This window comes from Denitratisoma sp. agr-D3, from assembly GCF_054658675.1.
In genome coordinates, this window is record NZ_BAAGIA010000002.1 from 36,980 (window position 1) to 58,891 (window position 21,912).

At 64.1% G+C, this 21,912-nt stretch carries 21 protein-coding genes, 1 other RNA gene and 1 riboswitch; of the genes, 11 read left to right on the forward strand and 11 right to left on the reverse strand.

Translation table 11 applies throughout. The features are described from left to right. Positions 1–32: 32 nt before the first annotated feature. A complete protein-coding gene (locus tag ACYQ2U_RS05175) occupies positions 33–2,015 on the forward strand; it encodes a methyl-accepting chemotaxis protein (RefSeq protein ID WP_459949284.1) in 1,983 nt (660 codons plus the stop codon). Between the two features lie 57 nt (positions 2,016–2,072). Here the strand turns inward: ACYQ2U_RS05175 and ACYQ2U_RS05180 are convergent, their stop codons facing one another. Next, positions 2,073–2,579, reverse strand: a complete 507-nt coding sequence (locus ACYQ2U_RS05180) for an arsenate reductase ArsC (protein ID WP_459949285.1) — start codon at positions 2,577–2,579, stop codon at positions 2,073–2,075. A 196-nt stretch (positions 2,580–2,775) separates the two neighbouring features. Here ACYQ2U_RS05180 and yacG point away from each other — a divergent pair, with 196 nt between their 5' ends. Beyond that, entirely contained in the window at positions 2,776–2,958 is a 183-nt protein-coding gene (yacG, locus tag ACYQ2U_RS05185) for a DNA gyrase inhibitor YacG (RefSeq protein ID WP_459949286.1), read from the forward strand. A 12-nt stretch (positions 2,959–2,970) separates the two neighbouring features. On the opposite strand, the gene ACYQ2U_RS05190 is transcribed toward yacG, so the two are convergent. Then, positions 2,971–4,932, reverse strand: coding sequence for a lytic transglycosylase domain-containing protein (locus ACYQ2U_RS05190; protein WP_459949287.1), 1,962 nt, complete (start codon positions 4,930–4,932; stop codon positions 2,971–2,973). A gap of 23 nt (positions 4,933–4,955) precedes the next feature. Between ACYQ2U_RS05190 and ACYQ2U_RS05195 the strand changes: the two genes are divergently transcribed. Further along, positions 4,956–5,549 (forward strand): 5-formyltetrahydrofolate cyclo-ligase, encoded by a 594-nt coding sequence (locus ACYQ2U_RS05195; protein WP_459949288.1) that lies wholly within the window; start codon positions 4,956–4,958, stop codon positions 5,547–5,549. 31 nt (positions 5,550–5,580) lie between these two features. On the opposite strand, the gene ACYQ2U_RS05200 is transcribed toward ACYQ2U_RS05195, so the two are convergent. The 4 genes from ACYQ2U_RS05200 to ACYQ2U_RS05215 all read right to left on the reverse strand — a co-directional run bounded on the left by ACYQ2U_RS05200 (position 5,581) and on the right by ACYQ2U_RS05215 (position 9,926). After that, positions 5,581–7,026, reverse strand: coding sequence for a cryptochrome/photolyase family protein (locus tag ACYQ2U_RS05200; RefSeq protein ID WP_459949289.1), 1,446 nt, complete (start codon positions 7,024–7,026; stop codon positions 5,581–5,583). A 114-nt stretch (positions 7,027–7,140) separates the two neighbouring features. Next, positions 7,141–8,619, reverse strand: a complete 1,479-nt coding sequence (gene amt / locus ACYQ2U_RS05205; protein ID WP_459949290.1) for an ammonium transporter — start codon at positions 8,617–8,619, stop codon at positions 7,141–7,143. Between the two features lie 12 nt (positions 8,620–8,631). Continuing rightward, on the reverse strand, positions 8,632–8,970 hold the full coding sequence (gene glnK / locus ACYQ2U_RS05210; protein WP_459949291.1) for a P-II family nitrogen regulator: 339 nt from the start codon (positions 8,968–8,970) through the stop codon (positions 8,632–8,634). A gap of 104 nt (positions 8,971–9,074) precedes the next feature. Beyond that, entirely contained in the window at positions 9,075–9,926 is an 852-nt protein-coding gene (locus ACYQ2U_RS05215; RefSeq protein WP_459949292.1) for a TorF family putative porin, read from the reverse strand. A gap of 239 nt (positions 9,927–10,165) precedes the next feature. On the opposite strand from ACYQ2U_RS05215, the gene ACYQ2U_RS05220 reads away from it, so the two are divergent. The 3 genes from ACYQ2U_RS05220 to ACYQ2U_RS05230 are packed head-to-tail and all read left to right on the forward strand — an operon-like array spanning position 10,166 to position 13,121. Then, complete coding sequence (locus tag ACYQ2U_RS05220) at positions 10,166–10,396, forward strand: accessory factor UbiK family protein (RefSeq protein ID WP_459949293.1); 231 nt, start codon at positions 10,166–10,168, stop codon at positions 10,394–10,396. A gap of 45 nt (positions 10,397–10,441) precedes the next feature. Beyond that, the gene (locus tag ACYQ2U_RS05225; protein WP_459949294.1) at positions 10,442–11,938 is read left to right on the forward strand and encodes a YifB family Mg chelatase-like AAA ATPase; all 1,497 of its coding nucleotides are present in this window, start codon (positions 10,442–10,444) and stop codon (positions 11,936–11,938) included. Beyond that, on the forward strand, positions 11,928–13,121 hold the full coding sequence (locus ACYQ2U_RS05230; RefSeq protein ID WP_459949295.1) for a multidrug effflux MFS transporter: 1,194 nt from the start codon (positions 11,928–11,930) through the stop codon (positions 13,119–13,121). The genes ACYQ2U_RS05225 and ACYQ2U_RS05230 overlap by 11 nt, the downstream gene beginning before the upstream one ends. Here ACYQ2U_RS05230 and ACYQ2U_RS05235 read toward each other — a convergent pair. The 5 genes from ACYQ2U_RS05235 to zapB all read right to left on the reverse strand — a co-directional run bounded on the left by ACYQ2U_RS05235 (position 13,118) and on the right by zapB (position 15,293). Further along, on the reverse strand, positions 13,118–13,945 hold the full coding sequence (locus ACYQ2U_RS05235) for a sulfite exporter TauE/SafE family protein (RefSeq protein WP_459949296.1): 828 nt from the start codon (positions 13,943–13,945) through the stop codon (positions 13,118–13,120). The two genes, ACYQ2U_RS05230 and ACYQ2U_RS05235, sit on opposite strands and share 4 nt — an antisense overlap. Further along, positions 13,912–14,376, reverse strand: a complete 465-nt coding sequence (locus tag ACYQ2U_RS05240) for an EVE domain-containing protein (protein ID WP_459949297.1) — start codon at positions 14,374–14,376, stop codon at positions 13,912–13,914. The genes ACYQ2U_RS05235 and ACYQ2U_RS05240 overlap by 34 nt, the downstream gene beginning before the upstream one ends. Before the next feature lie 190 nt (positions 14,377–14,566). Continuing rightward, positions 14,567–14,748, reverse strand: a non-coding RNA gene (gene ssrS / locus ACYQ2U_RS05245) — 6S RNA. Between the two features lie 27 nt (positions 14,749–14,775). Beyond that, complete coding sequence (locus tag ACYQ2U_RS05250; protein WP_459949298.1) at positions 14,776–15,099, reverse strand: cell division protein ZapA; 324 nt, start codon at positions 15,097–15,099, stop codon at positions 14,776–14,778. Then, positions 15,096–15,293 carry a cell division protein ZapB gene (gene zapB, locus ACYQ2U_RS05255; RefSeq protein ID WP_459949299.1) on the reverse strand — a complete coding sequence of 66 codons (198 nt, stop codon included), beginning with the start codon at positions 15,291–15,293 and terminating at the stop codon, positions 15,096–15,098. The genes ACYQ2U_RS05250 and zapB overlap by 4 nt, the downstream gene beginning before the upstream one ends. A 51-nt stretch (positions 15,294–15,344) precedes the next feature. Continuing rightward, positions 15,345–15,538: riboswitch (cobalamin riboswitch) on the forward strand. Positions 15,539–15,651: 113 nt separating this feature from the next. Between zapB and ACYQ2U_RS05260 the strand changes: the two genes are divergently transcribed. From ACYQ2U_RS05260 to cobO, 5 genes are read left to right on the forward strand one after another with little or no spacing between them, the layout of a single operon-like run. After that, positions 15,652–17,574 carry a TonB-dependent receptor domain-containing protein gene (locus ACYQ2U_RS05260; RefSeq protein ID WP_459949300.1) on the forward strand — a complete coding sequence of 641 codons (1,923 nt, stop codon included), beginning with the start codon at positions 15,652–15,654 and terminating at the stop codon, positions 17,572–17,574. Positions 17,575–17,627: 53 nt separating this feature from the next. Then, positions 17,628–19,517 carry a TonB-dependent receptor domain-containing protein gene (locus tag ACYQ2U_RS05265; RefSeq protein ID WP_459949301.1) on the forward strand — a complete coding sequence of 630 codons (1,890 nt, stop codon included), beginning with the start codon at positions 17,628–17,630 and terminating at the stop codon, positions 19,515–19,517. A gap of 12 nt (positions 19,518–19,529) precedes the next feature. Next, positions 19,530–20,519, forward strand: a complete 990-nt coding sequence (locus ACYQ2U_RS05270; RefSeq protein ID WP_459949302.1) for a FecCD family ABC transporter permease — start codon at positions 19,530–19,532, stop codon at positions 20,517–20,519. Further along, positions 20,516–21,286, forward strand: coding sequence for an ABC transporter ATP-binding protein (locus tag ACYQ2U_RS05275; protein ID WP_459949303.1), 771 nt, complete (start codon positions 20,516–20,518; stop codon positions 21,284–21,286). Before ACYQ2U_RS05270 ends, ACYQ2U_RS05275 begins: the two co-directional genes overlap by 4 nt. A 1-nt stretch (position 21,287) precedes the next feature. After that, entirely contained in the window at positions 21,288–21,911 is a 624-nt protein-coding gene (gene cobO / locus ACYQ2U_RS05280; RefSeq protein WP_459949304.1) for a cob(I)yrinic acid a,c-diamide adenosyltransferase, read from the forward strand. The last annotated feature ends 1 nt before the right edge of the window (position 21,912 follow it).

Below are 21,912 nucleotides of genomic sequence, written 5' to 3' on the forward strand. Positions count from 1 at the left end.
AAACCGGCAGCGGCACTGGAAGGAGAAGCGCCATGGGACAAACCACCATCATGCAACGGCTGGCCGCGCTGGTCGCCGTCCCTCTGATCGCCCTGATCGTCGTTTCCGGCGCCCAGGCCTGGCAATCGTTCCAAACCGTGCGCGACGCCGGCCAGACCCAACGCCTGATGCACCTGGCGGTCAGCATCGGCAAGCTGATTCATGCCATGCAGATCGAACGGGGCGCCACCGCCGGCTTCATCCAATCCAAGGGACAGCGTTTCGCCGACATCCTGCCCGCCGCCCGGGCGCGGGCCAACGAGTCGCAACAAGCCTACAAGCGCGAACTGAACAACCTCGACCTGGATGCCCTGCCTGCACTCGGCAAGGCCATCGGCAGCGCCGATGGCGCCATGGCCAACCTGGATGCGGTGCGCCAGAAAGCGGACCAGTTCGCCGCCTCCGCCGCGGAAACTACGGCCTACTACACCGCCACCATCAGCCAGTTGAGCGAGGCCATCGGTGCCGGCGTCGCCTATAACAAGAACGCCGCCATCGCCCAGCAAGCCATCGCCTACATCAGCTTCATCCGCGCCAAGGAAAACGCCGGCCAGGAGCGTGCCCTGGGTACGGCGGTGTTCACCGCGAACCGGGTGGAGCCACCCCAATTGCGCGCCATCCTCGACCGCGTCAGCCGCCAGGATGCTCATTTCGCCGGCTTCAGCGCCGTGGCCGGCGCCGCAGAACAAGCTTCCCTGAAGGCCGCCCTGGAATCCGCCCCCGCCCGGGAAGTGCTGCGACTGCGCACCTTGTTGGTGGACAAGGCGACGGAAGGGGGGTTCGACGTGGACCCCACCTTCTGGTTCAAGTCCATCAGCGCCAAGATCGATGGCCTGCATGAAACGGAGAACCTGATCACCACCAACATCATCGCCGCCGCCAACACCCTCCACGACGACAGCCGATCCGCCCTGATCCTGTTCATCGTCCTCGACCTGATGGCCATCGCCCTCACCATCGCCTTCTCCCTCTGGGTAGCCCACAGCGTCAGCCGTCCATTGAAGGACGCGGTGGCCTTTGCCGAGAACGTCATCGCCCGCAACGACTTCACCGGCACCATGCCCGAGGCCGGTACGGTGGAAGTGGCCCGCACGGCCCAGGCCTTCAACCACTTGATCCACAAATTCCGCGACATCATCGCGGGCACCAAGCAGTCCAGTGCCCAGATCACCGCGGCAGCCACCGAGATGGCGGCATCCAGCGGCGAAGTCAGTCAAAGTTCCGTGGTCCAGGCCGAGGAAACCGCCTCGGTGGCCGCCGCGGTTGAACAGGCCTCCACCAGCGTCAGCGAAACCGCCGCCAGCGCCCAGAACGCCTCGTCCGTGGTGGCCCAGGCCCGGGAGGACAACGATCACGCCTTGCGGGTAATGCAGGAAACCATCGACCAGATGAACAGCATCGCCCGCATCATCGAGGCGTCCAGCCACAACGTGGAGCGGTTGGATGAAAGCTCCCAAAGGATCGGTGGCATCGTACAGGTGATCAAGGAAATCGCCGACCAGACCAATCTGCTCGCCCTCAACGCCGCCATCGAGGCGGCCCGGGCCGGGGAACAGGGTCGCGGTTTCGCCGTCGTCGCCGACGAGGTGCGCAAGCTGGCGGAGCGCACCACCCAGGCCACCAGCGAAATCGGCACCCTGATCGGCAGCATCCAGACCGGCATCGGCAACACGGTGGCCTCCATGGCCGAGGCCAATGCCCAGGCGGAGACCAATCTGGGCCTGGTGAGCCGCACCCAGGACGCCCTGCACAAGATCGACGAGGGTTCGCGCACCGTGGCCAGCAACGTGGAGACCATCACCTACGCCTTGAGCGAACAGGACACGGCGATCCGGCAAATCGCCCACAGCATCGAACAGATTGCCCGCATGACGGAAAACAACACGCGGGCCACCGAAGGCAACAACCGCATCGCCGGCGACCTGAACGAACTGTCCTCCCAACTGCGCGCCGCCGTTTCCCAATACACGGTCTAGCGCTGGCGGCCTTGCCCTTCCCAGCGGGCGAGACGTCCGTCGCTGCGCGGTTTTGCGTCAGGCCTCTTCCAGCACCCGGCCGATTTCCGCCAGTTCCTCGGTGATCTCGCCGGCGTCCTGCTTGTCCAGGGGCAGGTTGGTGAACAGGTCGATGCGGCGGTTGAGCAACAGGAAGGCCCGGGCGAAGGCCGCCCGCTGATCGCTCGCGTCACCCACCACCGCCACCGGATCCTCGATGCCCCAATGGGCCTTCAGCGGCGCACCGGGGAAGACCGGGCAGGACTCACCGGCCGCGCCGTCGCAGACGGTGATCACAATGTCCATGGCGGGGGCGCCGACGGCGGCGAATTCGTCCCAGGATTTGCTGCGCAGGGCGTCGGTCGGAAAACCTTTCTCCGCCAGCAGGGCCAGGGCGAGGGGATGCACCTTCCCCGCCGGCTGGCTACCGGCACTGAAGGCGCGGAAGCGGCCGCGCCCCAGACGGTTGAGCAGGGCCTCGGCCAGGATGCTGCGCGCCGAATTGCCGGTGCAAAGGAAAAGGACGTTGTAGCTGCGATCAGCCATGGTGGCCTCCCTGTAGGTGAATGTCCGGCCATCGGCCGCGCTGGGCCGCCCGGGCGCGGCGCAAGCTGCCTTGCCCGATCCCCATGCCGTCGACATCACCTTAGAAGGGGCGGATTGCAGAAAAATGACCGGACAGTGACCGAAGCAGGACGGGACGCTGCCGTAAAATTCCCTTTTTTCCTACCGAGCGCCAACCATGCCCGTCACCGTGCCCTGCCCGACCTGCGGCAAGACCGTCGAATGGCTGCCCAGCAACCGCTGGCGGCCCTTTTGCAGCGAGCGCTGCAAGAAGATCGACCTGGGCGCCTGGGCCAACGAGGAATACCGGGTGCCCGCCACGGAGGACACCGACCCAGACGATACGCCGGTCCAGGACTGAACGTCCCGCCCCCTAGGGCAACTCGTCAGCCTGGGTATCGCCGGCACGCCGGGGTTGCACCACCCCCAGCCGCGCCTTGAGGGATTGAGGCCGCTCCTGGAACATGGCGGCGTAATACACCGTGTTGCTCATGACCTTCTTCACGTAGTCGCGGGTTTCCGTGAAGGGAATGGTTTCGGCGTAGATGGCGCCCTCGATGGGTTTGTCCGCCCGCCACTTCTGCGCCCGGCCGGGACCGGCGTTGTAGGCGGCGCAGGCCAGCACCGGATGGTTGTCGAGGCTGCCGAGGATCATCTTCAAATAGTTGGTGCCCAGGGTGACGTTGGTCTCGGTGTCCATCATCCGCCCGGCGTGGTAGCCGGAGAGACCGATCTTCTTCGCCACCCAGTTGGCCGTGGCGGGCATCACCTGCATCAGGCCCTTGGCACCGACGCCGGACTTGGCACTCATGACGAAGCGGCTTTCCTGCCGGATCAGGCCGTAGATCCAGCCGCTATCGAGGGCCAGTTCCCGAGCCTTGGGGTCCACTGCCTCGCGGAAGGGGGCGGGGAAACGCAGGGCGTAGTCGTGCTGTTCCCGGGTACGGTCGGCGGCGCTGATGGAACGGTCGATCACATCGTTGCGCCGCGCCAGCTCGGCGGCGGCCAGTAGCTGCCGATCATCCATGCCGCGCAGGCTCCAGTTCCACTCCTTCACCCCCTCAGTGCGGACATCCAGGCGCAACAGGGCCAAGGCCCGGCGCAGGCCCGGGTTGGCGGCGGCAGCGGCCAGTTCGTCGCTGCTGGGAGGCGCCGCCCGGGGCGGGGCGGTGATGGCGCGGCCCAGTTCCTCGTCCGCCAGGTTGCCGTAAAAATTGGCCTGGCCGCCGATGCGGCGGTACAGGGCCAAGGCTTCATCGCGCCGCCCCTGGGCGGCCAGGGCGCGGCCCTGCCAGTAAATCCAGTCGGGTTGGGCGGCCAGGGCGGGCGGCATCTGTTCAATGGCGCGGCGCACCGCCGTCCAGTCCAGGGCACGCAGGGCGGCCCGGGCGCGCCAGGTCAGGACCTCGTCGCTGAGCTTGGCACCCTTGCTCAATTCGTACCAAGCCACCGCCTCGGGCATGTGCCGCTTGGCGGCCTGCCAGGCCACCTGGCCCCAGGCGTAGGCGCGCTCGCCATCAGTCAAGCGGCTTTCGAGACGGCGCAATTGCACGGCGGCTTCCGCCGGATCTTGCCGGGCCACCCGGGCGACGGCATAGACGGCCATCTCCCGGCCCAGACGCTGGCTGTCGAAGGAAGCGGGCAACAAGGCCAGGTAACGCATGGGCTTGTCGCCGATGCTGTTGAGGGTTTTGCCGTCGGGCATCTGATTGTTGGGCAGATAGCGCCCAGCCGCAGCGGCCTCCTTGGCGCGCCCGGCTTCCAGCAGGCGGTGAATGCGTTCCCAGACGTCGTCAGCGTTGAGTCGGCGCTCGCTGACCAGGGCGTCCGTCACCGGGTTGCAGGCCTCCGCCAGCTCGGTCCCCGCCAGCCAGGCGCTGCGGGCCTCGTCCAAGACCAGGGCATCGCCCTGGCCGTAGCGGTCTTGCCAGGCGTAACACTGGGTTTCCTGGTCGGGCTGGACCAAGCGCGGATATTCGCGGCGGAAGCTTTCCCACTGGCGCTTGCGGCCCAGCACCTTGAGCCATTCGCCACGCAGTTTTTCCGCCAGATAGCTGCCGTTGTAACGATCCAGGTAGCTGCGCAGGGCGCCTTCCATGCCGTCTTCTTCCAGGCGCATGCGCAGCAGGTAATACTCGGCCCAGGGTTCCAGTTCATGGCCGCGCAGGGCCTCCAGCCCCTTGGCGACACGGGGCGCATCGCCGACGCGGAAGGATTCCTTGAGCGCCAGGAAGGTGCTGTCGCCCTGATCGGCCCGGGCCAGCACCGCGCCGATCGCCAGAGACAACACGGGCAGCCATGCCAGGAAACGCTTCGTCGTATAGTTCGAGTTCATTTTTTCAATCTAACACAGCCCTCGTGACCCCCCTTCGCGAAAACCCCGGGCAAAGCCCATCTGTTCGGGCGGCCCTGCGCCGCGAGCGCCTGGCGGCGCGGGAAGCGCTGTCGGCGGAGGATCATCACCGTTGTTCGATCCTGATCGAAGCCGCTTTGTTCCAGTTTTTTTCCGCGCGGCCAGCGGCGGTTCTGGGATTTTGCTGGCCCATGCGCCAGGAATTCGACGCCCGCCCCTTGGCCGCCCGGCTCCACAGCCTGGGTTGGGATCTGGCCCTACCGGTGGTCGCCGCGCCGGATAGTCCGCTGGTTTTCCATCGCTGGGGGCCGGATGCGGCCATGGTGCCGGGGGCTTACGACATTCCCGTTCCGGCGGTCGCGGCGCCCCTCGTGCCCGACTATCTGCTGGTGCCCCTAGTGGCCTTCGATCGCCACGGCTACCGCCTGGGCTACGGTGGCGGTTATTTCGACCGCACCCTGGCCGCTCTGTCACCCGCCCCGGTCGCCCTGGGGGTGGGCTTCGAGCTGGCGCGGGTGGATTCCATTTACCCCGAAGCCCACGACCGGCCCCTCGACTACCTGGTCACCGAGGCCGGCCTGGCGCCACGGGAGCCCTGAAACCGATCAACGCCCGGGCATCGGCCAGCCGTCAGGTACCTTCCTCCCGCTTGAGGAAACCAAAACGCTGCAAGGTGCGCTGCCGGGCGGCAGCATGGTCCACCACCGGGGCCGGATAGTCGCGGCCGATCACCACGTCCAAACGCTGTTGCTCCGCTGCCGGCAGGGTCCACGGCGCATGTAGGTAACGGTCCGGCAGCGCCGCCAGTTCGGGCACGTAGCGGCGGATGAACTCGCCCTGGGGATCGAACTTTTCGGACTGGGTGACCGGATTGAAAATGCGGAACCAGGGTTGGGCGTCGCAGCCCGTTGAGGCCGCCCACTGCCAACCGCCGTTGTTGGCGGCCAGGTCGTAGTCCAGCAGATGGCGGGCGAAAAAGGCTTCGCCGGCGCGCCAGGAGATGCCCAGGTCCTTGGTCAGAAAAGAGGCGCTGACCATGCGCAGGCGGTTGTGCATGTAGCCGCTGGTCAGCAATTGGCGCTGGGCGGCATCCACCAGGGGATAGCCGGTCTGGCCGCTACACCAGGCCTGCCATAGGACTGGGTCGTCGTCCCAGACGACGGCCTCGGTCTCAGCCTTGAAACAATGGTCCACGACGCGGGGGTGGTGCCACAGGATGGCGTGGTAGAAGTCGCGCCAGATCAGTTCGGACAACCAGACGGCAGCGCCTTCGCTGCCCATGAGCTTGGCCCGTCCCCAGGCATAGGCCACCAACTGACGGATCGACAGGGTGCCGAAGCGCAGATGGACCGACAGGTAGGACGGCCCCTTGCGCGCCGGATAGTCGCGGCGCTGGCCGTAATCGTCGATGCGGGCAACGAAGTCCCGCCACAGCACCAGGGCGCCGTCGCTGCCGGGGGGCAGCTTGGGCGGCAATCCGCCCGCCTGGAAACCCAGTTGCGCCAGGCTGGGCAGGATTTCACCCTTGTGCCGCGCCAGATGGTCCCAATGCCTTTCCACGGGGAAGGGGGCCAGATGGCTGTCCTCCAGTTTTTTCAACCAGGCGTTCTTGTAGGGCGTGAACACCGAAAAGGGCTTGCCGCCCTGGGTCAAGACCTCATCCCGGTCGAAGATCACCTGGTCCTTGCACAGGACGAAGCCGCGTCCCTCGTCCATCAGACGCGACGCCACGGCGGCGTCCCGGTCCACGGCAAAAGGCTCGTAGTCTCGGTTGGCGAACACCGCCGCCACCCCTAACTGCGCCGCCAGGCGCGGGATTTCCTCCCGGGCCGAGCCATGGCGCACCAGCAGGCCGCCGCCCAACTCCCGCAGGCGACGATCCAACTGGGTCAGGCTGTGATGGATGAACTCGACCCGGCGATCCTGCACCACGCCCTGCGCCAGCAGCGGTGTGAGGATGTCGGTGTCGAACACGAAGACGCACCATACCCGCTGATGGTTTTGCAGGGCCTGGTACAGGGCGGCATGGTCGTGGAGCCGCAGGTCGCGGCGGAACCAGACGAGGGCATCGGTCATGACGCGATGATGCCACGTCACGCCGATGAGGCCAAAGTCGGCGCCAAAACAAAACGGGCACCCGAAGGTGCCCGTTTGTCCGATCGCCCTTGCGGGCGAAGCGAAAACTGCGGCTTACTGGTGGTAAGCGGACTCGCCGTGGGAGGTGATGTCCAGACCTTCCCGCTCTTCGTCCTCGGGGACGCGCAGGCCGATCACCAGATCCACCAGCTTGTAGGAGACGAAGGCCACCACGCCGGACCAGATCACGGTGGTGCCGACGGCAGTCAGCTGAATCACCACTTGGTCGGCGATGGAGTAGGCATCGGCAACCTTGTTGGCGACGTAGTCGTAGATGCCGGAGCCGCCCAGGTCGGGCGCAGCGAACACGCCGGTCAGGGTGGCGCCGAGGATGCCGCCCACGCCATGGACGCCGAACACGTCCAGGGAGTCGTCAGCGCCCAGCAGCTTCTTCAGACCATTGACGCCCCACAGGCAGACGATGCCAGCCAGCAGACCGATCACCAGGGCACCGACGATGCCGACGAAGCCGGCAGCGGGGGTGATGGCCACCAGGCCGGCAACAGCACCGGAAGCGGCACCCAGGCCGGAGGGCTTGCCCTTCAGCAGCCATTCGGCGATCAGCCAGGACATCGTGGCAGCGGCGGTGGCCAGCCAGGTGTTGGTGAAGGCCAGAGCAGCACTACCGTTGGCTTCCAGGGCGGAACCGGCGTTGAAGCCGAACCAGCCCACCCACAGCAGGGAGGCACCGACGATGGTCAGGGTCAGGGAGTGGGGAGCCATGGAATCCTTGCCGAAGCCCACGCGCTTGCCCACCAGGAAGGCACCGACCAGACCGGCCACGGCGGCGTTGATGTGCACCACGGTGCCACCAGCGAAGTCGAGCGCGCCCTTCTGGAACAGGAAGCCGGCCGTCGCGTTGGCGGCGTCAGCAGCCTCGGCGGTGGTGTAGACATCGGGACCCGCCCAGTACCAGACCATGTGCGCGATGGGCAGGTAGGAGAAGGTGAACCACAGCACGGAGAACAGCAGCACAGCGGAGAACTTGATGCGCTCGGCGAAGGAGCCGAGGATCAGGGCCACAGTGATTGCAGCGAAGGCACCCTGGAAGGGGATGTAGGCCAGTTCGGACACCACGACGCCCTTGCTGAAGGTGCCCGCGACGCTATCCGGCGTCACACCCTTGAGGAACAGTTTGTCGAGGCTGCCGAAGAAGGCGTTGCCCTCGGTGAAGGCCAGGGAATAGCCGTAAACACCCCACAGCACGCTGATCAGGGCGAACACGACGAATACCTGGAGCAGCACGGAGAGCATGTTCTTGCTGCGCACCAGGCCGCCGTAGAACAGGGCCAGGCCGGGGATGCTCATCATGATCACCAGGGCGGTACACACCAACAACCAGGTGTTGTCGCCCTTGTTGGGCACGGGAGCGGGAGCGGCTTCGGCGGGAGCAGCAGGGGCCGCAGCGGCAGCGGCGGCAGGAGCAGCGGCGGTGGCTGCGGGAGCAGCATCGGCGGGCTTGTCGTCAGCCCAGGCGACGCTGGTGAAGCCGACGGCCAAGGCCATCAGCACGGAGGCAATAATCTTTTTCATGAGTCGTTCCCTTTAGAGCGCTTCTTCGCCGGTTTCGCCGGTGCGGATGCGGATCACTTGCTCCACATCGAAGACAAAAATCTTGCCGTCGCCGATCTTGCCGGTGCTGGCGGACTTTTCGATGGCTTCGATGACCTGGTCGAGGATGTCGTCGCGGACGGCGGCTTCGACTTTGACCTTGGGCAGGAAGTCGACGACATATTCGGCGCCCCGGTACAGCTCGGTGTGACCCTTTTGCCGGCCGAACCCCTTGACCTCGGTGACGGTGATGCCCTGCACGCCAACGGCGGCCAGAGCCTCGCGCACCTCGTCAAGCTTGAACGGCTTGATGATGGCGGTTACCAGTTTCATGATTTATGTCCTTTGGGAGGGTTTATTGATTTTGCGGTGACAATCCCCACCGACGCCGATCTGGCCGCCGGTGGGAATGGCTGCGTCAAACGACGCGGTGATGCTTAGAAGGCCTTGGTGAAGGACAGAACCAGCTTGTCCTTGGCGACATCCTTGAAGCCGCTAGTGGGGATAGCATTTCTATCGCCATTACCATTGGTACCCCAGCAATAGGGGTTGGTACCAGTACCAGCAGAATTACAAGTACCGGAAACATCGGTAGCGGAGTAAGCCAGACCGACCACACCGAAGCCGACATCCTTGGTCACGCCCAGCTTCCAGTCGCTATAGGAAGCAGACTTAAGGGAAGCGGTCGTCACGGAGTTAGCAACCTTCTGGTGACCAACGTGACCAACCAGGGTCCAACCATCGCCCAAATCATAGTTGGCATTCAGTTCGAGGTAGTCGGAACCACGGGTGTCCTTGTCCAGACCAGTGCCGCCGTACCAGCCCACAAACTTGTCGGACATGGTGTAGGAATACTTGGCGGTCAACCACTTCCAAGTCACGGCAGCGTAGGCTTCTGTTGTCGTGGGGTTGCCCAGGCCGCCAGTGGTGGCCTTGCCATGGTTGGGATAGGTGTAGGCGATGGCGCCAACGTCGTAGCTCCAGTCGTCATTGATGGCAGCCTTGTAACCACCGTAGAAGTCCACTTCGGTGGAACCCTTGCCCAGGGCATCCTTCACCCAGGAAATGGTGGACGCCCAAGTGCCGATGTAGAAACCATTGGAAAAAGCGTAGTCGATACCGCCGGACACGGCAGCGTCGCCGTGGGTCTGGCTGATGCCACGGAACAGGTAGTCAGAAACCACGCCCACGTTGAAAGACAAGGGGGAAGCAGCTTCTTCGGCGACGGCGCTCAGAGCGGAAACGGACAGCAGCGCTGCTACGGAAGCGGAAAGGATGGTCTTTTTCATTGATTGCATCTCCTGAGATATAGAAAACAACGGCGTACTAGGTGCACGTACCGTGCCAGAATGGTAAAAACAATAGAAACAAGCGATTACAATTTCACATGGAATTAAAATGTGAAGCAGCGCACCATTAGCAACAATATTGTCAAAAACAATGCACCGATAGAGTGCGCACCCTACGAAGCCTGGCAGCAATTCCCTGCATGCTAGACTCAAAAATATGACATTTCCAGGATAAGACCATGAATGCAAGCAAGTTTCTTGATGAAGCCAGCGCCCGTTTGAACCAGGTGCTGTCCGCCAGCCCCGTGGCCGATGTGGAAAAAAACCTCAAGGCGGCCCTGGGGGGCTTGTTCGGTCGACTTGATCTGGTTACCCGGGAAGAATTCGACGTACAGCGGGAGGTCCTGGCCCGTACCCGGGAACAGTTGGCCAAACTGGAAGCCCGCGTCGCCGAACTGGAAAAACGCTGACTCCCGGCCACCCCGGCTAAGCCTTCACGTCGCGCTTTTCGCGCCATGTCCCTCGCCGTCCTGCGCAGCCGGGCCCTGACGGGCATGGACGCGCTGGAAGTGGCAGTCGAGGTCCATCTTGCCCCTGGCCTGCCCAGTTTTACCCTGGTCGGCTTGCCCGACGCCGAGGTGCGCGAGGCCCGGGACCGGGTCCGGGCCGCCATCCAGAACAGCCGGTTTGAGTTTCCCGCCCGGCGCATCACCGTCAATCTCGCCCCGGCGGAGTTGCCCAAGGGGGCCGGTCACTTCGACCTAGCCATCGCCCTGGGCATCCTGATCGCCTCCGGCCAAGTCGTTGCCGGCAAAATCGATGATTACGAATTCGCCGGGGAACTATCCCTGAGTGGGGAGTTGCGCGCCATTCGGGGCGCCCTGGCCATGGCCCTGGCCGCCCGGCAAACAGGGCGCAGCCTGATGCTGGCGGCCGACAGCGCCAGCGAGGCCGCCCTGGCCGAGGAAACCCCGATTTATCCGGCCCGCAGCCTGTTGGCGGCCTGCGCCCATCTGGCCGGCCAGGACGCCATCGCCCCGGCCACGGCTGCCGGTCCGACCAGCGCGCCCAGCTACCCTGACTTGGCCGAGGTGAAAGGCCAGGCCCAGGCCAAGCGGGCGCTGGAAGTCGCCGCGGCGGGCGGCCATTCCCTGCTCATGAGCGGCCCGCCGGGCACCGGAAAATCCATGCTGGCCAGCCGCTTCCCCGGCTTGCTACCGGCCATGGACCGGGACGAAGCCTTCGCCAGCGCCGCCGTACATTCCCTGGCCGGCCATTTCCGTCCCGAGCAATGGGGGCAGCGTCCTTTCCGGGCACCTCACCACTCGGCATCCGCCGCTGCCCTCGTGGGTGGCGGCAGCGTGCCCCGCCCCGGAGAAATTTCCCTGGCCCACGGCGGCGTGTTGTTTCTCGATGAACTTCCCGAATTCGACCGGCGGGTGCTGGAAGCCCTGCGCGAGCCCCTGGAAACCGGCACCATCTGTGTCTCCCGGGTGGCCCGGCGGGCCGACTTCCCTGCCCGCTTCCAATTGCTGGCGGCCATGAATCCCTGTCCCTGCGGTTATCTGGGCCATCCGAGCGGCAAGTGCCGCTGCACCCCGGACCAGGTGGCCCGCTATCGCGGCAAGCTTTCCGGTCCGCTGCTGGATCGAATCGACCTGATGGTGGACGTGCCCGCCGTGGCCGAGACCGAGTTGCGCCGTCCCGGGGATGGCGAACCCTCCGCCGCCGTGCGGGCACGGGTCAGCGCGGCGCGGGAACGGCAGTTGGCCCGCCAGCACTGTGCCAACGCCCAGCTATCGCCCGCCGCCATCGAACAACATTGCGTTCTGGATGAAAACGCCCAGACCTTGCTGGGCCAGGCCATGACGCGCCTACAGTTGTCCGCCCGGGCCTATCACCGCATCCTCAAGGTGGCACGCACCATTGCCGACCTGGCGGGACAGGACGTCCTCGCCGCCCCCCACGTGGCGGAAGCGATCCAATACCGACGCGGCCTCCATGAAAACTGAGAAAACCGCGTTGCACCCCGTCCTGCTGCCTTTCCTGCTCGCCGCCCTATCCGCCATCGGCCCCTTTTCGGTGGACAGCTATCTGCCCGCTTTCCCCGCCATCGCCGCCGATTTGGGCGCGACGCCGGTCCAGGTGCAGCAGACCATGAGCGCCTACCTGTTCACCTTTTGCGTCCTCATGCTCTGGCACGGCGCCATTTCCGACGCCCTGGGCCGACGCCGGGTGGTGCTGGCGGGTCTCGCGGTTTATGCCGCGGCTTCCCTGTTCTGCGTCTTCGCCCTGCGCATCGAAATGCTCTGGCTGGGTCGCGCCCTCCAGGGTCTGGCTGGCGGCGTCGGCGGCGTGGTCGGGCGGGCCATCATTCAGGACCGATTCAAGGGTGCCGCCGCCGTCAAGCAGATGGCCCTGGTCACCACCATCTTCGCCGCCGCCCCTGTCATCGCCCCCATTCTCGGCGGCTGGCTGCTGGCCTGGTTCGGCTGGCATGCCATCTTCGTGTTTCTCACCGCCTATACCCTGCTCTTGCTGCTGGCCTGCGCCCTCTGGTTGCCGGAAACCCTGCCACCGGCGCAGCGCCACAGCCTGCACCCCCTGGCCCTCTGGCGCGGCTATCGGGAAGTGCTGGGCACGCCGGCCTTCCTCAAACTGGGCCTGGCCACCGCCCTGTTCATGAGTGGCCAGATGATCTACGTCATGTCCTCGCCGGTGTTCATCATGGGGCACCTGAAACTGTCACCCCAATCCTTCGCCTGGCTGTTTGTCCCCGCCATCGCTGGCATGGTGGCGGGCAACGTCGTCGCCGGCCGACTCGCCGGTCGGCTGCCGGTACGGACCCTGGTCTGGCGCGGCATCGTCGTCATGCTCGGCGCATCAGTGTTCAATTTGGGCATCAATGCCTTCGGCCAACCGGGCTTGCCCTGGGTGGTATTGCCCGTGGCCCTTTATGCGAGCGGCTTGTTCATGGCCTTTGCCAGCCTGCAACTGATCGCCATGGACCTGTTCCCCACGCGCCGGGGCATGGCCGCCAGTTGTCAAAGCTTCCTGGTCACCCTCGGCATGGGCTTCACCGCCGGTGTCAGCGCGCCCCTGTTGTGGGACAGCACCTTCCACCTGGCCCTTGGCATGGCGCTCAATGCTCTGCTGGGCCTCACCCTCTTCGTTTGGGAAAGCCGGCGCGCCTAGAACAGGCTGTGCAGCATCTTGGCTGACAGCAGCAATAGCACCGCGGCGAAAATTCGCTTCAATACCGCCACCGGCAAGCGATGGGCCAAGCGCGCGCCAAAGGGCGCCGTGGTCACGCTGGCCGCCACCATCAGCGCCAGGGCGGGTAGATAGATGAAGCCCAGGCTGGCCGGCGGCAAATGGCCGATGCCGTAGCCGCTGACCAGATAACCCACGGTCCCGGCCAGGGCGATGGGCAGGCCGATGGCGGCCGAGGTGCCAATGGCGTGGTGCATGCGGACATTGCACCAGGTCATGAAAGGCACCGACAGGGAACCGCCACCAATGGCCACCAGGGCCGACACGCCACCGATGCCCGAACCCACAGCGAACATGCCGCCCGGACCAGGCAGTTCACGACTGGGTTTGGGCTTGGCATTGACGATCATCTGCACCGACACGTAGGCCATGAAGAGGACGAAGAAGATCGCCAGAAATTGGGTGGACACCAAGCCCACCACCTGGGCGCCGAGGAAGGTGCCCAAGGCAACCCCCGGGGTGATGGCCTTCACCACCGGCCACAGCACGGCGCCGTGCTGATGATGGGCGCGCAGACTGGAAATGGAGGTGAACACGATGGTGGCGAGGGAGGTCCCCAGGGCCATGTGCATGATGTGCTCGGCGGGAAACTGCTGGGCGGTGAACATCATCGCCAAGAGGGGAACGATGATGCCGCCGCCGCCGACCCCCATCAGCCCGGCGAAAAACCCGGACACGCCGCCCACGGCGACGTAGGCCAACCACCAGGCATTCACTTCAGCAACTGCCCGGTGATGAATTTCCACTCCGCCGGGTCCACCGGCGTGATGGACAGGCGGTTACCCTTTTGCAGGATGCGCATATTGGCCAGCTGGGGATGGGCGCGCAACTCGGCCAGGCCGATCAACCGGGTCTTTTGCGTGATGCGCACGTCCACATTCATCCAGCGCGGCGTCTCCGGTGTGGACTTGGGATCGTAATAGGGACTTGCCGGATCAAACTGGGTCCGGTCGGGATAGGCCTTGCACGCCACTTCCGCCAAGCCGGCGATGCCCGGCTCGGGACAGGAGGAATGGTAGAAGAACACCTTGTCCCCCACCGCCATCTGGTCGCGCATGAAATTGCGCGCCTGATAGTTGCGCACCCCCCACCAGTCCACGGTCTGATTGGGCATGGCCAGCACGTCGTCAATACCCACCACCGAGGGCTCGCTTTTCATCAACCAGTAACGCGTCATCACAACTCCCAATAAACGAAAAAGCGCCGAGGGCCTCGGCGCTTTTATCCTGCGGCAAGAAAAGCGAACCGCTTCTGGTCAGTCGCCCCCTCCCCTGAAAAGCCTGTCCTGAGCTGGTCGAAGGAGGATCGGGGGATGGGAAAGACTACCTGCGTCGCGGGGGAATCCAATAAAGCCGCTGGCCTTATTGGATTCCCCCGCCTGTGCCGCTAGGCCGCGATCCTGAACCTGGGTTCAGGGAGGCTGCGTTCCTGCCGCTTCAGGTTCGCCCGGCGAAGGGGCGATCACAACAGCGGCTTCTCGGGTCGGCAACCTTGTCGCGTAGACATTGGTTCAAGGAGCTTACAGCCTTGGCGTACACCGCAGGGGAAACCGGGGAAGCCGGCTGGGTCGCCGGGGTCAGAACAGGGCGTCCTGGGCCTTGTCCGTGAGCACCGCGTCCAGCTTGGCTTCGATGGCTTTGATTCTACGCCGGGGCACCTCTTCGTCAAGCCGAGGCAAGGGCGTTCCGCCTTGCGCGGACAACAATTCATGGGCCAGATTCAAAGCGACCATGACCGCCAACTTCTCACCGCTGCTGCGGGTCTTGTCCGCCACTTCCTCCATGCGGGCATCCAGCAGCTTTACGGCGGACTCCAGGGCCTCGCGTTCCTCGGGAGGACAGGAAACACGGTAGTCCTTGCCTTGAATGCGGATGTCGAGGGAATTTCCTGCCGCCATCATTCAGTCTCCGGGAGCTTGTCCATCAGTCCGGCCAGGCGTTCCCGGGCGGTCTCCATTTTGTCAGTCAGCGCCTGCTTTTCCGCCTCCAGGGCGGACACACGCCCGCGCAATTCCGCGTTCTGTGCCTGTAGGCGACCGCACAGGGTCAGCACCTGATCGACTTTTTGTTCCAGGGATTCAAGATCGGTATTCATGCCGAAAGTGTGTTGGAAATCCTCTGCGGGGTCAAGGAAGGGGTTTGCTACAATCCGCCCCCTGTTCGAGGTGCCCATGCCGATTGTCTTCGGCCTGGGTGAAACGGGAAGCAGGTGAAAGACCTGCGCTGCCCCCGCAACGGTAAGGAAGTGCGGAACCATCAAGACGCCACTGGGCACATGCCTGGGAAGGCGATGGTTCAAAACTTCCGAGCCCGGAGACCGGCCCCGGACATTCGTAGGAATCGCTGCGGGAGGGCAGTGGCCGGCGCATCCCGAATTGCTCCGTTACCCCTTCGTTAGCGACTCCCTGTCCAACCACCGGCAGCGGGGACGTCTGCCGGGAAAAGGAGCTTTCATGCGTTTATCCTGCAAAAGGTCCGTATTGACCACGGCCTTGCTTTCCACCTTCGCCCATCTTGCCCTAGCGGAAGACGTGCTACCCGACACCGTGGTCATCGCCACCCGAGTACCCACCCGGGCCAACGAACTACTGAGCGACGTTACCGTGGTCGGACGGGAGGACATCCAGCGAGCCGGCCACCAATCCCTGCCCGAATTGCTGTCCTCCTTGCCGGGGATCCAGTTCAGCCGCAATGGTGGCCCCGGAAGCAGCGGCAGCCTGTTCATCCGCGGCAGCAACAGCAGCCATGCCCTGGTATTGGTAGACGGCCAGCGGCTTTCTTCCGCAACTACAGGCACAACGGCGATCGAACACATCCCCGTGGAACAGATCGAGCGTATCGAAATCCTGCGCGGACCGGCGAGCAGTCTCTACGGCTCCGACGCCATCGGTGGCGTCATTCAAATCTACACCCGCGATCCCGCAGAAAAGCCCGCGCCTTCCGCTGCCCTCGGTTTCGGCCGCTATGGCACACGGACAGGTTCTCTCGGCTATGGCGGAAAAATCGATCAGACGCGCTTCAATCTCCTCGCCGGTTGGGAAACCGCCGATGGCTTCAGCGACATCCGGGCCGCCAAGGGGGGCATGTACGACATGTACAACGCCGACCGGGATGGCTACGCCAACCACAATGTCAGCGCCAGCCTCAGCCATCAGATCACCAGCACGACCGAGGTCGGTGCCAAGCTGCTGTCCGTTTCCGCAGACAAGCATTTCGATAGCGTGAGTTGCGACCCAACCGGTTTCACCTTGTGCACCCCCAATTTCGATAGCAAGCAACGCCAGGAACTCCAATCCTTTCAAGGCTACGTCAACCACCGGGTCAACAACCACTGGAAAACCTCCCTGCGCCTAGGTAGCAGCGCGGACAAGACCATCAACTGGCAATACGATCCCTCTGCCACCACGATCAGCCGCGCTTATTTCAATACGCAACAGGATCAGATGACCTGGCAGAACGACTTCTCCACCACCGTCGGTACCTTCATGGCAGCCATGGAATGGCGAAACACCCACGTTGCGTCCTCCCAAACCTTCGCCGCCAGTCATCAAAGCACCCGTTCTCTAGTAACGGGCTACCAAGGCCGCTACGGCGCTCATGCGGTCCAGTTCAGTCTGCGCAGTGACGATATCGACCGTATCGGCAATCACGGATCTGGTACAGCCGCCTACGGTTATCAACTCAACGATGCGTGGCTGATGCGTGCTTCCATCGGCACCGCTTTCCATGCGCCTACCTTCAACGACCTCTATTGGCCCCTGGACATGGTCAATTTCTTCCAGGGCAACCCTAATCTCAAACCAGAGCGATCACGCAACAAAGAGTTGGGGCTTGTCTATGAGCAAGGGACGACGACGGCTGCTGCCACCCTGTATCGAAACAATGTGACGAACCTGATCGACTTCCAGTCGTGCTCACCCTTCCCTTGTGTCAGTACCAATGCCAACTTGGGCAGCGCCACTTTAAAGGGTGCCAGTTTCCAATACGGGCAACGCTTGACATCCTGGCAATGGAAAACGGGTGTTGATTTCCTCAGTGCCAGGGACGACAGCACCGGTCGCACGTTGCAACGCCGTGCCGCCCGTTCGGCCAATCTTGACGTTCGTTATCTCGGCGACACCTACGACCTGGGCGCACAGATACAAGCTGTGGGTAACCGATTCATCAACAATGCCAACAGCCAGACCTTGGGCGGTTACGCCTTACTCAACCTAACGGCCAATTACCGCCTTGAACGTGACTGGACCTTGCAGGCCCGATTGGACAATGCACTAGATGCCCAGTATGTCGCCGTCCGCTCCAGCGCCAGTCCCTTCAACGACTACGGCGTCGCCGGTCGTTCCTTGTTCCTCGGCTTCCGCTACGTTCCCCATTGAGCCACTACTTGCCTACCGCCCCGTAGAAAATCGATCACCTTGCACCAAATGCCATGAAAAACCAACTCACCACCCTGCGCCCGCTCGCCCTTTCTCTGCTATTACCCTTCTCCATGCCCGGTTGGGCGGGCACCCTGAACGAAGTTGTCGTCACCGCCACCCGCCAGGCGGCCCGTGCCGATGAAGTGCTGTCGGACGTCACCGTCATCGACCGGCAGGTCGTCGAAATGGCGGGCGGAGACAGTGTCATCGACCTGCTCGCCCGTCAGCCCGGCATCCAGATGATGCAGAACGGGGGCATCGGCACCAGCGCCCAGCTCTTCGTCCGGGGTGCCCGTTCCGATCAGATCAAAATCCTGCTCGACGGCATGCCCATCAACTCCATCGATATTACCGGCTCCCCCCTGCGCTACCTGCCCCTGGCGGACGTGGAAAGAATCGAAATTCTGCGCGGCCCAGCCAGCGCCCTGTACGGTGCGGACGCCATTGGCGGTGTGATTCAGATCATCACCCGCCGGGCCCAAGCCGGTCTGGGTGGCGATGCCTATCTGGGCGCGGGTAGCAACGGCACCCTCAAGCGCAGCCTGGGCATCCATGGCGGCGACGAACGCTGGCGTTTCTCCCTATCGGGTAACGACTTCCGTACCGACGGCATCTCCGCCCTGCGCAACGGCCCCAAACTGGATGCGGACAAGGACCCCTTCCGTCAGATGGGTTTCCACGGCAATCTGGTGTTCACTCCGACCCAGGGCCACGAGCTCAGTGCCCAGTGGATGGCCAACCACGGTCAGGTATTTTCCGACAGCGCCATCGGCAGCGGCAGCTTCAACGCCCGGAACGACTTCAGCAATGAAGTCTGGAACATTGCCAGCAAGAATGTCCTATCCGACCGCTGGACCAGTACCCTGCGCTACGGCCAGAGCCTGGACAACCAGACCAGCATCAGCACGGCAACCAGCATCAGCACCATCCAGACCTTGGACACCCAAGTCTCCTGGCAGAACGATGTGAAACTAGGTCTGGGTTCCGGTTTGTTTTTGCTCGAACGCCAAGACCGTCATGTGGGGCCGGAAGTCCGATTTACCGGCAACAAGGTAGACAGCCACAACGACGCCGTCGTGCTCGGCTGGAACGCCAGCCTGGGCGACCACCGTTGGCAATGGGCCAGCCGCCGCGACGATCACAGTGTCTTTGGTGCCCACAACACCTGGTCCGGCAGTTACGGTTATCAACTAGCGTCAACCTGGCGCATCAACGGCAATCTGGGCACGTCGTTCAAGGCACCAACTCCCTATCAGCTTTACGCAACGACCAGCGTGGTGCCGCAGTTAACCGCGAATCCCAATTTGCAGCCCGAAGAAGGACGCAACCGGGAGTTGTCCCTGGTCTGGGATAACGGGGTCCAAAATGTTTCCGTTCTTTGGTACCGCAACGACATCACCAATCTGATCGAATACCACTACCTTTCGGCCAGCACGGTGCAGTACCAAAACATCAGCAAAGCCAAGCTTGAAGGCTGGACCTTGGCCTGGAACGGCAAGGTGGAAGAATGGCGCCTCGGCGCATCCCTTGATCTGTTGGATGCCAAGGATGAAACAACACATAAAATGCTGGAGCGCCGCGCCAAGGAAAAATTGAATTTCAATGCCAGCCGTCGTTGGGCAGGATGGGACTTGGGGGGCGAAATGGTGATGGTTGGCCGCCGATACTCACCCTCCTCGGAAACATTTACCACTCCCGGCAATAGCGAAGCCTATCCCATGGGCGCTTATTCTTTGCTTAACCTTACTGCCAAGACCGATCTCTCCCGCAACATGGCTTTGGAAATTCGCCTCGACAACATTGGTGACAAGCGTTACACCACAGCGCTCACGTCCAATGGAAAGTTTGAGTACAACGCTCCCGGCATGACCTGGTTCGTCGGCCTGCGCTACAAAATGTAATCGTCTCGACCCATGCCCACCCGCCGCCGCGCCGCCCTTGTCCTGCTGATCCTGGCCTTCCTGGCCGGGGTCAGCTTTGCCGTGTCCCTGGCGGCGGGCAGCATTCCGGTTTCCTTTGCCGACCTGGGCGGCGCCCTGCTCGGCGGCACGGACAACCTGGCAACGGAAATCGTCCGGGGACTGCGCCTGCCCCGGGCCATCGGTGCCTTCGCCTGTGGCGGCCTGCTGGCCTTGGCCGGCGCCCTGATGCAGGTGCTGCTGCGCAATCCCCTGGCCGACCCCTATGTGCTGGGCATCTCCGGCGGTGCCGCGGTGGGCGCCCTGTCCGCCATGCTGGCCGGACTGGCCCTGGCCTTCATCAACCTGTTCGCCTTCGGCGGCGCCTTCGCCGCCATGGTGCTGGTGTTTGGCCTGGCCCACGGCGACAGTTCGTGGACCCGTTCCCGACTGCTGCTCACTGGCGTCATCGTTGCCGCCGGTTGTGGTGCCGTGGTCGCCCTGATTCTTTCCATCGCGCCGGAAGCCAAGCTGCGGGGCATGTTGTTCTGGCTCATGGGCGACGCCGGCCACGTCGCCAATCCCTGGCCCGCCCTGGTGCTGCTGGTCGTCGGCGTCGCCGCCTCTCTCCCCTTCGCCCGGGAACTCAACCTGCTCACCCGGGGCGACGTTCTGGCCCAGTCTCTCGGTGTTTCCGTACAGCGCATCAAGCGCATCGTCTACGCCCTCGCCTCCCTGTTCACCGCCGTGGCCGTCACCACCGCCGGCTCCATCGGTTTCATCGGCCTCGTCGTGCCCCATTTGATGCGCATGGCCATCGGCAACGACCAGCGTCTGCTGCTGCCCGCCTCGGCCCTGGCCGGGGGCAGCCTGCTTCTATTGGCCGACACCCTGGCCCGCACCATCGTCGCCCCGCAACAACTGCCGGTGGGTGTGCTCACCGCCCTGCTCGGCGTCCCCGTGTTTCTCTTCCTGCTCGGCCGCCAGCCGGGGAGCCGCTCATGAACGCCATGCTGACCAGCACCGATCTCCGCGTCGGCATCGGCGGCCACCTCGTGTGCACCGCGCTCAACTGGCAGGTGAATGCGGGGCAGCATTGGGCCATTCTCGGTCGCAACGGCGCCGGCAAGTCCACCCTGCTGCACACCCTGGCCGGCCTACGTCACGCCGACGACGGCATCGTGCGCATCGAAGGCCGGGGCCTGGTCGACACGCCGCCCCGCGACTTGGCCAAGCTGCGCGGCATCCTGCCCCAACGGCAACTCGACCCCTTCGCTTCCACCGTGTTGGAAACCGTGCTGGTGGGCCGCCATCCCCACCTGGGACGCTGGGATTGGGAAACAACGGAAGACCGCCGCATCGCCCTGGCCGCCCTGGAACAGGTGGGGCTGAAGGACTTCGCCCAGCGCGACGTGCTCACCCTCTCCGGCGGCGAACGGCAACGGCTGGCCATCGCCCAACTGCTCGCCCAACAACCACCGCTGATGCTGTTGGACGAACCCCTCACCCACCTGGATCTCAACCACCAGGTCGCGGTCATGGACCTGATGCAACAACAGGCCAAGGCCGGTGCGGCAGTAGTGTCGGTGCTGCACGATCCCGGCTTCGCCGCCCGCTATTGCGACCAGGCCCTGCTCTTGTTCGGCGACGGGCTCTGGTTGGCCGGGGCGACCGCCGAAGTGCTCACCGCCCTCAACCTGTCCTGCCTTTACGGACACACCCTCCACGAACTTACCGACGCCGGCGGTCAACGATGGTTCGTCCCCGCCTGACATGACCGACGCTAGCCCTAACCACGATACCGACCGCGACAGCCGCCACAAAGCCCGCATGGAGCGCAAGAAATCCGTGGTAGACGAAAAGATTGCCGCCGCCCAGCAGGAACGCGGCGTGCTGCTGGTGAACACCGGCAACGGCAAGGGCAAGTCCTCCGCCGCCTTTGGCGTGGTGGCCCGGGCCCTGGGCCACGGCCAGCAGGTAGCGGTGATCCAGTTCGTCAAAAGCCGCACCGACACCGGCGAAGAAGCCCTGCTGTCGAAACAGCCCGGGGTGCGCTGGCATGTCATGGGCGAAGGTTTCACCTGGGAATCCCAGGACCGCCACCGCGATACCGTGGCCGCCCGAGCCGCCTGGGACCTGGCCCTCAAATACCTGCAAGACCCCGCCATCGGCCTGCTGGTGCTGGATGAAATGACCTACGCCTTCAAGTACGGCTGGCTCGATCTCGACGAAGTCGTCGCCGCCCTCAAGGCCCGCAGTCCCATGCAGCACGTCATCGTCACCGGCCGCGCCGCGCCCCCGGCCCTGATCGACGCCGCCGACACGGTGAGCGAAATCAACGTGATCAAACACGCTTTCCAGGCGGGCGTCAAAGCCATGCCGGGACTGGATTTCTGAC